The organism is Mesorhizobium sp., assembly GCF_041661565.1.
GTDB lineage: Bacteria > Pseudomonadota > Alphaproteobacteria > Rhizobiales > Rhizobiaceae > Mesorhizobium.
On record NZ_JBAZUD010000136.1, the window covers coordinates 1 to 13,527 of the forward strand.

The 13,527-nt window shown below is 64.5% G+C and carries 10 protein-coding genes; 7 read left to right on the forward strand and 3 right to left on the reverse strand.

Annotation, left to right across the window (positions count from 1 at the left end; translation table 11 throughout):
* Positions 1-50: 50 nt before the first annotated feature.
* From WC739_RS20345 to WC739_RS20360, 4 genes are read left to right on the forward strand one after another with little or no spacing between them, the layout of a single operon-like run.
* A complete protein-coding gene (locus tag WC739_RS20345; RefSeq protein WP_372954818.1) occupies positions 51-1,604 on the forward strand; it encodes a DUF4173 domain-containing protein in 1,554 nt (517 codons plus the stop codon).
* 3 nt (positions 1,605-1,607) lie between these two features.
* Positions 1,608-2,300 (forward strand): response regulator, encoded by a 693-nt coding sequence (locus WC739_RS20350; protein ID WP_372954819.1) that lies wholly within the window; start codon positions 1,608-1,610, stop codon positions 2,298-2,300.
* Entirely contained in the window at positions 2,291-3,904 is a 1,614-nt protein-coding gene (locus WC739_RS20355) for an ATP-binding protein (RefSeq protein WP_372954820.1), read from the forward strand. Before WC739_RS20350 ends, WC739_RS20355 begins: the two co-directional genes overlap by 10 nt.
* Before the next feature lie 40 nt (positions 3,905-3,944).
* A complete protein-coding gene (locus tag WC739_RS20360; RefSeq protein ID WP_372954821.1) occupies positions 3,945-5,111 on the forward strand; it encodes an NAD(P)/FAD-dependent oxidoreductase in 1,167 nt (388 codons plus the stop codon).
* A gap of 250 nt (positions 5,112-5,361) precedes the next feature.
* Here WC739_RS20360 and WC739_RS20365 read toward each other — a convergent pair whose 3' ends face one another.
* Positions 5,362-6,108: a DUF72 domain-containing protein gene (locus WC739_RS20365; protein WP_372954822.1), complete on the reverse strand. Its 747-nt coding sequence runs from the start codon at positions 6,106-6,108 to the stop codon at positions 5,362-5,364.
* Positions 6,109-6,193: 85 nt separating this feature from the next.
* The gene (locus WC739_RS20370) at positions 6,194-6,649 is read right to left on the reverse strand and encodes a GNAT family N-acetyltransferase (protein ID WP_372954823.1); all 456 of its coding nucleotides are present in this window, start codon (positions 6,647-6,649) and stop codon (positions 6,194-6,196) included.
* Positions 6,650-6,783: 134 nt separating this feature from the next.
* Here WC739_RS20370 and leuD point away from each other — a divergent pair, with 134 nt between their 5' ends.
* The 3 genes from leuD to WC739_RS20385 all read left to right on the forward strand — a co-directional run bounded on the left by leuD (position 6,784) and on the right by WC739_RS20385 (position 9,463).
* On the forward strand, positions 6,784-7,389 hold the full coding sequence (gene leuD, locus WC739_RS20375; protein ID WP_372954824.1) for a 3-isopropylmalate dehydratase small subunit: 606 nt from the start codon (positions 6,784-6,786) through the stop codon (positions 7,387-7,389).
* A gap of 69 nt (positions 7,390-7,458) precedes the next feature.
* Positions 7,459-8,385, forward strand: a complete 927-nt coding sequence (locus WC739_RS20380; RefSeq protein WP_372954825.1) for a hypothetical protein — start codon at positions 7,459-7,461, stop codon at positions 8,383-8,385.
* Positions 8,386-8,551: 166 nt separating this feature from the next.
* A complete protein-coding gene (locus WC739_RS20385; protein WP_372954826.1) occupies positions 8,552-9,463 on the forward strand; it encodes an agmatinase in 912 nt (303 codons plus the stop codon).
* A gap of 115 nt (positions 9,464-9,578) precedes the next feature.
* Here WC739_RS20385 and WC739_RS20390 read toward each other — a convergent pair whose 3' ends face one another.
* The gene (locus WC739_RS20390) at positions 9,579-13,220 is read right to left on the reverse strand and encodes a tetratricopeptide repeat protein (RefSeq protein WP_372954827.1); all 3,642 of its coding nucleotides are present in this window, start codon (positions 13,218-13,220) and stop codon (positions 9,579-9,581) included.
* Positions 13,221-13,527 lie beyond the last annotated feature (307 nt).

The following is a 13,527-nucleotide window of genomic DNA, read 5'->3' on the forward strand; positions in this document are numbered from 1 at the left end:
CGCAAGAGCCCGCCGGCAATCCGGCCTCAAACGATCGGAAAGGCCGGGTCATGACAGCATTGTTCACCGCCGCGCCAAGCTTCTGCGGCCGCTTTGGTGTCGCCGCGCTGCTGGTCGTCCTCGCCGACTTTCTGTTTTACGGCCAGCCCATCGGCATCACCGTTTTGCTGTTCGCCATGCTGGTTGCCGCGGCAGTCATCGCCCTTCATCCCGCCGCCTTCAGCGACGCCCGTGTCTGGGTCAAGCCCGTCGCCCTGCTTGTCGCGCTGCTGCCGCTCGCAGAAAATGTCAGCGCACTTTCGGTATCGATCGCACTTGCGGCCCTGGTCGTCTTCTCGCTTTCGCTGAGCGGACGCCTGAGGTACGGCCTGGCCCGCATTGCCTGCCAGATCGCGCTGTTTGGCCTTGCGGCGCCGTTTCGCTTCATCAGAGATTTTATCCGCTGGCGCAGGACAGTGCGGCGCTTCGGTCGGCGCCGCGTCCGCTTCGCCACCATCGCCGTCTGGGTCATGCCGCTGACACTGGGCGCCGTCTTCCTGGCGCTGTTCGGCGCCGCCAACCCGGTCATCGATTACTGGCTGTCGCTGATCGACCTGATGAAGCTGCTCGACCTCATCGAGCTGGCGCGGATCGCCTTCTGGCTGTTCGTGCTCGCCGGCGTCTGGGCTTTCCTGCGGCCACGGCTGCCGCGATTTCGGCCACGCGTCGCCGGGGTGAAGCACGACCTCGCCAATGCCCTGCCAGCGGCCGATCCGGACAGGCGCGTCGTCGAGGACATCGTGTTCGGCCGGCCCGCCATCCTGCGCGCGCTTGTCGTCTTCAACGTCCTGTTTGCGCTGCAGACCGGGCTCGACGCCGCCTATCTGTGGGGCGGGGTCGCGTTGCCCGATGGCTTGAGCTACGCCGCCTACGCGCATCGCGGCGCCTATCCCTTGATCGTCACCGCGCTGCTTGCCGCCGGTTTCGTGCTGGCGGCGCTCCGGCCCGGCAGCGCGACATCGGCGGATCCCATCATCCGCCGGTTGGTCTATGCCTGGGTGGCGCAGAACATCATGCTGGTCGTCTCGTCCATCCTGCGGCTCGATCTCTATATCGGCGTCTATGCGCTGACCTACTGGCGCATCGCGGCATTCGTCTGGATGGGGCTGGTGGGCGCCGGCCTTGCCCTGATCATCGCCCGCATCGCGCTTGGAAAATCGAACGCGTGGCTCTCCTCCGCCAATCTTCTGACGTTATCCCTGACGCTTTATGCCTGCTGCTTCGTCAATTTCGCAGCAACGATCGCCAATTACAATGTCGACCATTCCTTCGAGATGACCGGCCTGGGCATCCCCGTCGATGTCGTGTATGTGCATTCGCTCGGCCCCGCCGCGTTCCCGGCGCTCGATCGCCTGATCGCGCAACAGAGCAACACAGCTGCCGTCGGCGAGATACCGAACCGGCAACTCGTCGCCGTGCAGAAATCGGATAAAATCCGCTACCGCGCGGGCCAGCAAAACTGGCGCGCCTGGAGCTTTCGAGACTGGCGGCTGCTCGCCTATCTCGACAGAACAGGTCCGCTCATGGTTTCTGACGGTTTCCAACCTAACCTGCCGGGCCGCTGACCCATGCCGCATCACATTCTCGTCGCCGACGATGACCCGCATATCCGCGAGGTGATCTGCTTTGCGCTGGAAAAGGCCGGCATGAAGACGCAAGCCGTGGCCGACGGTGCCGCCGCCCTGCAGGCGATCGGACGGCGCGCGCCTGATCTTGTCGTGCTTGACATCGGCATGCCGGAGATGGACGGGCTGGAGGTCTGCCGCCGGCTGCGCCACACATCCGATGTGCCGGTGCTGTTCCTGTCGGCGCGTGACGAGGAGATCGACCGCATCCTCGGGCTTGAAATGGGTGGCGACGATTATGTGACGAAACCGTTCAGCCCGCGCGAGCTGGTCGCCCGGGTCAACGTCATCCTGCGCCGCGCCCGCCCGGCGGCGCCCGAACCGGTCGACGACCGGCAGTTCGCGCATGGCAAGCTGGCGCTGACGCCGGCCAGCCATGCGGCTGCCTTCGACGGCAAGCCCCTTGCCCTGACGGGGATCGAATTCTCGATCCTGAAAGGGTTTCTGGCGCGGCCCATGCATGTGCTCGACCGTGACGCGGTGATGGCCAACGCCTATGCCGCCAAGATCCATGTCGCCGACCGCACCGTCGACAGCCATATCCGCAACATCCGCGCCAAGCTGGCGGCGCTGGGCTGCCTGGATGCCATCGAGACCGTGCATGGTGTCGGTTTCCGGCTTGGCCGATGCGGCTGACGACTTCGCGCAAATGGATCGGCCGCAAATGGCGGCCACGCCTTGCCACGGTCGTCGTCGCCATCCTGGTCCTGGTCATGGCGCTGCCGCTGGTCGGCCTGTTCTTCTTCCGCCTCTACGAGAACCAACTGATCCGCCAGACCGAAGCGGAGCTGATCGCGCAAGGCGCCGCGATCGCCGCCATCTATGCGCGGGATGTGCGCGATGCCGGCATTCCCCCGGAAAAGCTCGGCGCGCCGATGCCGCAGATGGACGAGAGCGCAAGCCGAAGCCTTGATCCCGGCGGGAGCATCGACCGGGGCTACCAGCCGATCGAACCGCGCCTGGATCTCGCTTCCGACAGCGTGCTTCCGACACGCGCGGCAGCGACGCCCGCGGTCGCCGATCCCGTTTTCGCCGCGATCGGCGCCCGCCTGTCCGGCATTCTCGATGCGACGCAGAAAACCACGCTGGCCGGCTTCCGGCTGCTCGATCCCAGGGGTGTCGTCATTGCCGGGCGCGACGAGGTCGGGCAATCGCTTGCCGCGGTCGAGGAGGTGCAGGAGGCGCTTGGCGGCCGCTATGCCAGCGAACTGCGACTGCGCATTCCCGACCAGCCGACGCCGCCGCTCTATTCGGTCAGCCGCGGAACGCGGGTTCGGGTCTTCGTTGCCTTGCCGGTTGCCGTCGACGGCCGTGTCGCCGGCGTGGTCTATCTGTCGAGGACGCCCAACAACATCATAAAACATCTCTATGGCGAGCGCGGCAAGGTGACGTTGGCCGCGATCGCGATCCTCGGCGGCACGCTGCTTATCGGCCTGGTGTTCCTGCGCACGATCAGCCGGCCGATCCATGCGCTGATCGAGCGCACCCAGCGCATCGCCGCAGGCGATCGTGACGCGATCCGGCCGCTCGACCATCACGGCACCTACGAAATGGCCGAGTTGTCCGCCGCCTTTCTCGACATGGCGGAAAAACTGCAGGCGCGCTCGGACTCGATCCAGACCTTCGCCACCCACGTCTCGCACGAACTCAAATCGCCGTTGACGGCGATCCAGGGCGCCGCCGAATTGCTCCGCGATTCGGGCGCCGCGATGGACGATGCCGAGCGGCGGCGCTTCTCCAACAATATCGTCGCCGATGCGGGCCGGCTCAACCTGCTGGTCCGGCGGCTGCTCGACCTGGCGCGTGCCGAAAATCTTGCACCCAGCGGCGAGACCACCTCGGTTGGCGCGGGGCTGGCGCTGCTGCCTGCGGATAACAGAGTGACGGTCCGGGTCGAGGCGGGCGGCGATCTCGGCTTGCGCATCTCGGCCGAAAACGCGGCGATCGTGCTGGCCAACCTCATCGACAATTCCGCCAGGCACGGCGCGACGCTGGTTTCGATCACCGCGACAAGCGCCAGCGGCACGGCGACGCTGCTGGTTGGCGATGACGGCGCCGGCATTTCACCCAGCAACCGGGCGCGCATCTTCGAGCCGTTCTTCACCACGCGGCGCGAATCGGGTGGCACCGGCATGGGCCTCGGCATCGTGCTGGCCCTCCTGAAAGCGCATGATGGTACGATCAGGCTGGTTGACTCCGACCGCGGCACGCGCTTCGAGATCATCCTGCCGGCCGCGTGATTTCGAGATCAGCGGTTCGAACCGGAAAGGGTTTCAAGAAGTGCGCTACGACATCGTCATCATCGGCGGGGCCATCGTCGGGTCCTCGATTGCCTATTATCTGCGCGAGGAAGGGTTTTCGGGCTCGATCGCCCTGATCGAGCGCGACCCGCAATTCGCGCACGCGGCAACGACACTGTCCATGGCCTCGATCCGGCAGCAATTCTCCATTCCCGAAAACATCCGGCTGTCGCAATTCACGCTGAAACTGTTCCGGCGGCTCAAGGAAGAGTTCGGCACTGACGCCGATATCGGCTTTCGCGAGGGCGGCTACCTCATTCTCGCCGGTGAGGAGGGATTGCCGATCCTCAAGGCCAATCACGAGGCACAGATCGCCGAGGGCGCCGACATCGTGTTCGAGGACCCCGAACAGTTGAGGTGGCGTTTCGCTTGGCTGTCGACCGACGGCATTTCCGCGGGCGCCTATGGCCGCAGCGGCGAGGGCTGGTTCGACGCGCATGCCATGCTGATGCTGTTCCGCAAGGCGTTGCGGGAGAAGAAGATCGATTTCATCACGGCCGGTGTGACCGGCATCGAGAGGCAGGGCAACCGCGTCACCGGCGTCAGCCTCGACAATGGCCAGACGCTGGAGGCCGGCATCGTCGTCAACGCCGCCGGGCCGAATGCCGGCAAGGTCGCCGCCCTTGCCGGACTGGCGCTGCCGGTCGAGCCGCGCAAGCGCAACGTCTTCGTCTTCGAGGCGCGCGAGAAGTTTGCCGACATGCCGCTGCTGGTCGATCCCTCCGGGATCTATGTGCGGCCGGAAGGCTCGGTCTACCTGACCGGCGGCGGCGAGCCGGAGGAGGGCGACGGCCCGGCCGATCCCGCGGATTTCGACGTCGATTGGCCCCTGTTCGAAGAGGTGATGTGGCCGGTACTGGCGACGCGCATACCGGCCTTCGAGGCAATCAAGCCGACACGCGCCTGGGCTGGGCACTATGACTACAACACGCTCGACCAGAACGCGGTGATCGGCCCGCATCCCGAGGTCGGCAATTTCATCTTCGCCAACGGATTCTCCGGCCACGGCCTGCAGCAGGCACCGGCCGTCGGCATGGCGCTGGCCGAGCTGATCGTGCATGGCGGCTACCGGACGATCGACTGCCGGGCCTTCGGCTACGAACGCGTGGCCGAAGGAAGGGCATTCCGGGAATTGAACGTGATTTGAGCGGGCTCGAACAGACTTCAGGGTTGTCGAGGCGCCCATTTTCCTTCGTCATTCCAGGGCGGAGCAGGAGCGAAGCTCCGCCGCGGAGACCCTGGAATCCATGCCGTTACCGCTGCCGAAGGCGCCAGCGGTACAGAATGAAAGACGTACCGACGCGCGCTGCCTTCAAAGTTCTGCACCGATGTACCACTTCAACGTCGCGGCATGGATCCTAGGGTCTGCGCTGCGTCGCTTCGCTCCTTGCTCCGCCCTAGGATGACGAAGCCGGGGCAACCATCGCATCGACCGTAAGCGCATTGCCGAGCGCATGGCTGGCGGCGGTGTTGTCGAAGATGCCCCAGACCTCGGCGCCGGACGCGGCCGTTGCTTGTACCTGCCGCCCGATCCGCTCGAGGCTTTCGGCGTCGTAGTCCGAATAATAGACGCGCGGCGTGCCGTGCCAGCGGAAATAGGCGAGGCCGCTCCAGCCGCCCGGCACTGCCGCGGCCGGGACGGGAGCAGGGTCGGCGGCGACACGCGAGACCTGGCAGCCGGCCAGAAGCTTGTCCGCTTCCGCATCGAACCAGCTCGCATGGCGCGGTTCGCAGGCGAGCCTTGCCGGGGTTCGCTTGCTCAACATCGTGAAGAACGCGCGCGCGATAGCGGGCTCGAAGGCCAGGCTCGGTGGCAGTTGCACCAGGACCACGCTCAGTTTTTCGCCAAGACCCTCGACCTGCTGGAGAAAGACATCGACAAGCGGCTCGCAGCCGACGAGCCGTTGCTCGTGGGTCACCGCCTTCGGCGTCTTGACGGCGAAGCGGAAATGCTCAGGCACGGAGCGCGCCCAGCGCTCATAGGTCTCGCGGCGATGCGGCTTGTAGAAGGAGCTGTTGATCTCGACGATGGAAAAGCGCCGGGCGTAGCGTTCGAGATGAGAACCGGCCGAAGCGAAGTCTTCCTTGTATCGCGTCGGAATGCCCCAGCCGGCCGTGCCTATGAAAGATCCACGCTTTTCCATGGTGGGGATGTGGACCAGGCGAGGCGCCGGTCAAGCCCGCCGGCTTTCACCCGTCCTGTCAGTTGCAACGGCGGCCGAATGGTCGTCAGCGCTCGCGGCTGAACCAGAACGCGTCGGGCATGCGCTTCATGCCGATGCGTTCGTAGAAGGCGGCGGCGTCCGGCACGGAGAGAAGGCTGATCGCAACGGACGGGCCGAGTTGCCGGCGCGCCTCGTCCATCAGGCCCTTGCCGACACCCAGCCCCTGCGCCGACCGGGACACGGCGAGTTCGGAGATGTAGCAGACCCAGGAGAAGTCGGTCATGGCGCGGGCAATACCGACCAACGGCTTGCCTTCCTCGTTGCGCCGCGCGGTCAGGACGAGATTCGCGCCAGATAGCATGGCCTTGAGCCGTGCATCGTCCCCAACCGGCCGGATGTCGCCAAGGCCCGACTCCATCAGGACCTGGCGAAATTCGGCGCTGTCGAGCTTAGGCTCGCTGGCGTAGTGGATTCTTGACGATGCGCTCATGCCGGCAAGGTGCACCAGGGCCCGCCGCATTTGAAGCGGCTCGTCCGCCGATCGATTGATCCATGGACCAAAGGCAGCCGACACAGTCGGCTTTTATTTGCCCCCTTCTTTGTGTAGACCATGCCTAGCAACATTTCGCGCAACGAAAATCACGGGCAAGTGCCATGGAAAAATTCGTCAAGCTCACCGGCGTCGCCGCCCCGATGCCGATCATCAATGTCGACACCGACATGATCATCCCGAAAGACTATCTGAAGACGATCAAGCGCACCGGGCTGGGCACCGGCCTGTTCGCCGAGATGCGCTACAAGGACGACGGTTCGGAAAACCCGGATTTCGTGCTCAACAAGCCGGCCTACCGCAAGGCGCAGATCCTGGTCGCCGGCGATAATTTCGGCTGCGGCTCGTCGCGCGAGCACGCGCCATGGGCGCTGCTCGACTTCGGCATACGCTGCGTCATCTCGACCTCGTTCGCCGACATCTTCTACAACAACTGCTTCAAGAACGGCGTGCTGCCGATCACCGTCAGCCCCGAGGATCTGGAGAAGCTGATGGACGATGCGTCGCGCGGCTCCAACGCGACATTGTCGATCGACCTCGAAGCCAAGGAAATCCGCGGCCCCGATGGCGGCGTCGTCACTTTCGACCTCGACGATTTCAAGCGGCATTGCATGCTCAATGGGCTCGACGATATCGGCCTGACCATGGAGAAGGCCGGCGCCATCGACACGTTCGAAAAGCGCAACGCCGAACAGCGCCCCTGGGCCTGAGCGGCACGGTCTGGACAGACAGGTCGGCCTCGCGGCCGGGACCTGTGGTGACTGAACGGAGGGACAGTCATGACACGTTCGCTTCTTGCCGGCGCCTGTGCGCTGGCGTGGCTTCTAGCGCCGATGGCCGCCTCGCATGCACAGAGCGACCTCGTGCTCGTGCCGGCCGACGATCCCGCCCCCGGCCAGGATGCGTCAAGCACCGCCAATGTGACCCTGGCCGACGATGACGGTCAGAAGCCGGTCCCGTTCGAGGGCGGGCAGCTGACCATCACCCAGCAGGAAGAGTATGGCGAGAAGGTGCTGGCCTATGACGGCAAGCAGCTGGCCAGCAATTACGACGTGTCGTTCGACAAGATCGTCAAGGTCGGCGGGGTCGACGTCGCGCTCGTCGATGTGGGCGATGGCGGCAATCAGTGCGGCCCGGCCACGCTCATCGTCTGGAAGCCGGAAGGCGGCACTATACAAACCCTCAAGGTCGAACAGGACGAATGCGGCGCGCCACCGGCGGCGGTGTCCGACCAGGCCATCTATTTCGTGCCCTATCTGCTGCCTGGCGCTTCGCAGCAGGCGCTGCAATGGTCGCCCACCGAGGGGCTGACGATTGCAGGCGACCTGCATTACGCGCCGCAGCCGGGCACCGACTGGAAGGACATCGATCCCTCGAAATACCAGAACATCATCGACGCCTTCCACAACGAGGCCGTCTACAGGCTGGCCGAGACGCTGCTGGGCAAGGACATGCCTGATATCGCGACCAGCCTGCTGGTCGGCGGCGGCACGGAAAAGACCGCGTCGGGCGCCTTCTACGCCAGCGGCTGCGTGCCGCATGATTGCGGCGGCAATGACGGCTTCATGGCGGTCGACGCGGCCAGGCACCAGCTCTATTTCGCCCGCCGCGGCGACAATGGCGACCCGACCACCTGGCCTGCGGCGGCGACATGGCCGGCCGACGTGAAGGAAGCGATGGACAAGGCGCTGGGATCGGCCAACTAGCGATCACCGGCTGCAAGGCCCGGAACGCCCGGGCAAGATGGCTGGCCTCGTCCAGACGGGAATGTGCGGACCAAGGGAGTGCCTCCTCCCCGAAGTTCGCGAGCCGATCCGCCACAATCGTGACCCCTCGGATCGCATCGATAACTCACCTTCAAGGCATCAAGACATGACCAGTTCGCCCCTGTTTCTCGGCCTTCCCGATCGCCTCGCCGGTGGCTGCAAGCCTCGCGTGGTGATCTTCGGGGCCGGGCATGGCACAACCTATCCCAGCCAGGACAGCAGCCATTATGCCGAGGCGGCCGGTGCCATCCGCGCCGCCAGCCAGGCTGATGCGGCGTTTGTCGGGAACTGGGATTTCGATCTCGGCGGCCCGCTGTTCGACGGCGAACCGGTCTGCTGCATCGATGCCGGCGACGTCCCGACCGTCCTGCATGACAATGCCGGTAACCGCGCCCGCATCGAGGCGAAGACGCGCGAGATCCTGGCCCTGCCGGCTGTGCCGATCCTGCTTGGCGGCGACGATTCCGTGCCCATTCCCTTCATCGCCGGCTTTGCCGACCATGGGCCGGTGTGGATCCTGCAGATCGATGCCCATATCGACTGGCGCGACGAAGTTCATGGCGAGCGCCATGGCTATTCGAACCCGATGCGCCGGGTCAGCGAGATGCCGCATGTCGCCGGCACGGTGCAGGTCGGCATGCGCAGCGTCGGCAGCGCGCGCCTGGCGGAGATCGAAGCGGCGCGGCGCTATGGCAGCCATCTGGTGACGGCGCGCGAGGTTCACGCCCATGGCGTCGAAGCCGCACTTAGGCATATTCCGGAAGGCGCGCAGGTGATCGTCACGCTCGACTGCGACGGGCTCGACCCCGGCATCATGCCCGGCGTGGCGGCTCGTACGCCCGGCGGCCTCAGCTACACGCAGGCCATAGACTTGATCGCGGGCGCCGGCAGGCGGGGCCGGATCGCCGGGTTCGACCTCGTCGAGCTCTATCCTCCGGCCGATATCGACGGCCTGTCGGCGCTGACCGCCGCCCGCCTCATCGTCAACGCCATCGGCGCCATCGTCCGCCAAGCTTGAGGCATTCGCCGCGCTTTCGCGCGATCCTTCTGCTTTCGTGGATGGATTGGGCAAGCAGTGTCCCCCCAACGCCCGGCCATCAGAGCTCGCCGGCGCAGCGTTACAACTCGACAGCTCACGTCTTGTCCAGGCTCAATGCCTTCTTGGCGTCGGCCTCGGCATGCTTGTGGTCGCCCTTGGCTTCCCACGCCTGGCTGCGCACCCTGTAGGCGGCAGCGAAACCGGGTTTGATCTTGATCGCGGCGTTACAGTCGGCGATCGCTCCGTCATAGTTCGCTTTGGCCAACCGCACCGCGGCCCGCCCAACATAGGCGACAGCGTTCTTGGGGTCGAGGCTGAGCGCCTTTTCGAAATCGGCCAACGCAGCGTCGTTCTCACGTCTGCCCATCCTTATGAGGCCCCGGCCTCTATAGGATTTCGCGTCCTTGGGGCTAAGACTGATGGCCTTCGTGAAGTCGGCAAGCGCGCCATCCTTATCGCCCTGGAGCTCGCGGTTCTGAGCCCGGTCGTAGTAGTTATCGGCGAAACCCGGATTGAGGGCGATCGCCTGGCTGTAGTCGGCGACGGCCTGGGCATGATCGCCTTTGTCTGCCCAAGCCATGGCGCGGGCCACAAAGGCGTCATGGAATGCCGGAAAGAGTGCGATTGCCTTGTTGTAGGACGCTATGGCACCGTCATAGTCATTCCCATCATGCAATCTCGAGCCCCTGTCGAACGCCTGCGCCGCTGGCGACGCAGCGCCGGGCTCTATCATCTGACCGCCAGCCTGGCCGGCATGCTTGCCCGATCGTCCCGAGGCGATTGCCTTGTCCCTGGCCGACACCGCGAGTTTACGGGCCTTGCGGGCAAGACCCAGCTTCGGGTCGAGCTTGAGGGCTTGGTCGAAATCTGCAGTCGCCCGGTCGTAGTCCCGTTTTGCGAACCAATTGCTGCCACGCCCATAGTAGGCGGGCGCATAGTTGGCGTCGATTTCCAGCCCACGTGAGTAGGCTTCGATGGCGAGATCGTCCTTGTTCTTCCTGGTCCAAACGATGCCAAGTCCGAAATAGGCATCGGCATAGGCCGGATAGAGTTCGATGACCTTGCCGTAATCGTCGATGGCCGCGTCGTATCTGCCCTTCTCGACCAGAGCCATGGCACGCCAGATATAGGGCAGAGCCATTTTCGGCTCGAGCGCGATCGCCCGATTGTATTCGGCAATGGCGCGATCGTATTTGCCTTTGCCGTAGAAGGCCCTGCCGCGCTCGATATACGCCTTGACGTTCTTGGGATCGGAACCGGCCCCCGATGCGCCATCTTTCCCTGCCAGCGCGGTCACGGTGACCTTGCGCGCCGCCGCATAGTCTGGATTGCCGGGGTTGAGCGTCAGGGCCTGGTCGAAGTCGGCAATAGCGTTGGCATAGTCCTTGCCATCGGCTCGCGCCATGCCGCGCGCATAATAGCTGGCGGAATCCTTGGGATCGATCTCGATGGCGATGGAATAGGCCTGAACCGCGCGCTTGGTGTCGCCCGTGACGTGCCAGGCAGTTCCGGTGCAGAAGAATGCATCGCGCGACTTGGGGTCAAGCTGGGTTGCCTTGAAGCAATCGGCCAGGCCACCTTCCCCGTCGCCCGCCAGCGTCTTGTCGAGTCCCCGGCGAAGATAGGGCGCGGCAATGTCGGGAATGCTTTCAATGACCTTGTCGTAGTCGACAATCGCGCGGGCGTAGTCATGTTTGGCGTCAAAGGCCCTGGCGCGGCCAAAGTAGGCGAGAGGATTGTCGGGATCGAGAGCGATCGCTTCTTGATAGGCAGTGACAGCCTCGTCGTATTTGCCCTCTTTCGACAAGCCGTCACCCTTATGCACCGCGCTCAGAATGCGCGGATCGGTCGACTGTATCACCCGCGCCAGCGTGGAGCCGGGAAGTGTGACATCCGGTTGAGCATTGTCGGCCTGAATGTCCTTGGGTTCCCCGCCGGTCGAGACAGCGGGGTTTGCGAAATTTGCCGGCGGCAGCCGTAAAGTGTCGGGTGACGGGGCCTGCGTGCCGTCGCCGCCTGCGACTTGTTCGCCGCAGGTTCCCGCCCGCTTCGGGTCGAGCTCGATGGCGCGCCGGCAATCCTCCGCCGCGCCTGTCGCGTCGCCTTTCAGCACTTTGGCGCGGCTGCGGCCGAGATAGGCGTCGGCATTGTGCGGGTCGAGGCTGACGGCCTTATCGAAATCGAGAAGCGCCCCGTCCAGGCCATACTTCGCAAGACGGGCGCCGGCGCGTTCAATCAGTATCTTGGCGGCTGCTTCATCCTGAGTCCCCGTGGCCGGAACGGCCTGCTTGTCTGGCAGGCGCGCGCCGCATGTGCCTGCACGTTGCGGGTCGAGCTGGACGGCGCGCCGGCAGTCGCTGGTGGCAAGATATACGTGCCCTTGCGACGCCTCGGCGAGCGCCCGGTTGTAATATGCGTAGGCATTGTCGGGGTCGAGCTTGATCGCATAGCTGAAGAAATAGATCGCGCCCGGTACGTCGCCTTCCAGCTGCGCCTTCAATCCTTCCTGGATGTACCAGGTGGCGGGGTTGGAAGGATCCAGCGTGGCAGACGCTTGCGGAGCATTACCTGGGGACGTTGCCGCCGTGTTCGCGTCCGTCGTTTCGGCGCCGGCATTTCCGGCGTTGCAACCACCTGTCCTTTTCGGGTCGAGCGCGACGGCTTTTCGGCAGTCGGCGGCGGCCCCGATGGCATCGCCGCTCAGCGCCCGCGTCAACGAACGGGCGAGCCAGGCCCGCGCATCGTCGGCATCGAGGTCAATCGCCTTGCCGAAATCCGCAATGGCGCGATCGTTGTCGCCCTTACCGGCCCAGGCGAGGCCCCGAAAATAATAGCCGTCGACAATCGAAGGATCGAGTTGGATCGCCTTGCTGGCATCGGCGATGGCGCGTATCCAGCCATTCTTGCTCAGCCAAGCCGCGCCGCGGTTGGCATAGGCTTCGGCACTGTTGGCGTCGATGCCGATGGCGGCATCGTAGTCGGCAATGGCCTGATCAAACTGACCTCTGTCGAGGCGGTTGAGGGCGCGGTTGAGAAGCGCGGTCATGTCGGTCGGGTCGAGCCGGATAGCTTCATTGTATTCTGCGCTCGCTTTGTCGCGCTCGCCTTTGATGTCCCAAGCTTGACCCAGCCCCGTATGCGCCGCGCCGTTTTGCGGATCCGCCGCGATCGCCTGCTGGTAATCCACAATAGCGGCGTCGATCTTGCCCTTGCGCAAGAAGGCCGCGCCGCGGCTCGAATAGGCCTCGCTGGAGGAGGGATCCAGGCTTATGAGGACGTTGAAGTCCGCGATTGCTCGATCGTCATCGCCCTTGTTGTACCAGTCGGCGCCACGGTTGAAATAGGCTGCGGCCTGCTTGGGATCGCGCGCGATCGCCTCGCCATAGTCGGTGATGGCACCTTCCCAGTCCTTCTTGTCGTTGCGGGCGGAGGCTCGGTAGAAAAAGGCCTTGGCGCGCAGGCGCGACGTTTCGGTCGTGTCCTCTGCGATCACCGTGCAGGCTGCGATGCGTCGGTCCGCCGCATCCTTGTCGACACTTGCTTCCTTACTGTAGAGGGCGCTGTTGTCGTCGACCGGGCCTTCTTCATCGCCGAAGCAAAGCGCATAGTCACGCGTAACGGCCGAGGATGGAGCGGTCAGAGCGCCAAGCAGGACAATCCCCGCGAGGACCAGCAGCGGCCAGCGCACAACCCTTGCAACAAATGCGCGCGCCAGGGCGCCGGTGCGGCGTGACATGGTTCTGACCCCCCAGAGTTACTGCGCCTGCTCTCGCGGATACTTATAGTTCTGTTTTTGTTCCTGAATGCAAGCAAAAATTGCAGCGACCATTTAAAACTCGCTTTCCCGCCGGGCAGACGCGAAGCGGAGACGACAAGCCAACATGCCGTCCCGGCGGGTGAATGCCTGCTGAGCGGGGCCTTGCTATTGGACCGTTGATCCGCCGGCATTGTCCCTAGTCGGATTGGCGTCTTGCCTGCAAGATGAACAGCACCATCGTGAGGACATTCATGCGTAAACTGATCTCCACCGGCTCGCCCTTCGA

Coding starts and splice junctions, on each gene's coding strand:
- WC739_RS20355 (WP_372954820.1), top strand. CDS start 2,291: ATGCGGCTGACGACTTCGCGCAAATGGATCGGCCGCAAATGGCGGCCA.
- WC739_RS20390 (WP_372954827.1), bottom strand. CDS start 13,220: ATGTCACGCCGCACCGGCGCCCTGGCGCGCGCATTTGTTGCAAGGGTT.
- WC739_RS20350 (WP_372954819.1), top strand. CDS start 1,608: ATGCCGCATCACATTCTCGTCGCCGACGATGACCCGCATATCCGCGAG.
- WC739_RS20370 (WP_372954823.1), bottom strand. CDS start 6,649: ATGCGGCGGGCCCTGGTGCACCTTGCCGGCATGAGCGCATCGTCAAGA.
- WC739_RS20385 (WP_372954826.1), top strand. CDS start 8,552: ATGACCAGTTCGCCCCTGTTTCTCGGCCTTCCCGATCGCCTCGCCGGT.
- WC739_RS20380 (WP_372954825.1), top strand. CDS start 7,459: ATGACACGTTCGCTTCTTGCCGGCGCCTGTGCGCTGGCGTGGCTTCTA.
- WC739_RS20345 (WP_372954818.1), top strand. CDS start 51: ATGACAGCATTGTTCACCGCCGCGCCAAGCTTCTGCGGCCGCTTTGGT.
- leuD (WP_372954824.1), top strand. CDS start 6,784: ATGGAAAAATTCGTCAAGCTCACCGGCGTCGCCGCCCCGATGCCGATC.
- WC739_RS20365 (WP_372954822.1), bottom strand. CDS start 6,108: ATGGAAAAGCGTGGATCTTTCATAGGCACGGCCGGCTGGGGCATTCCG.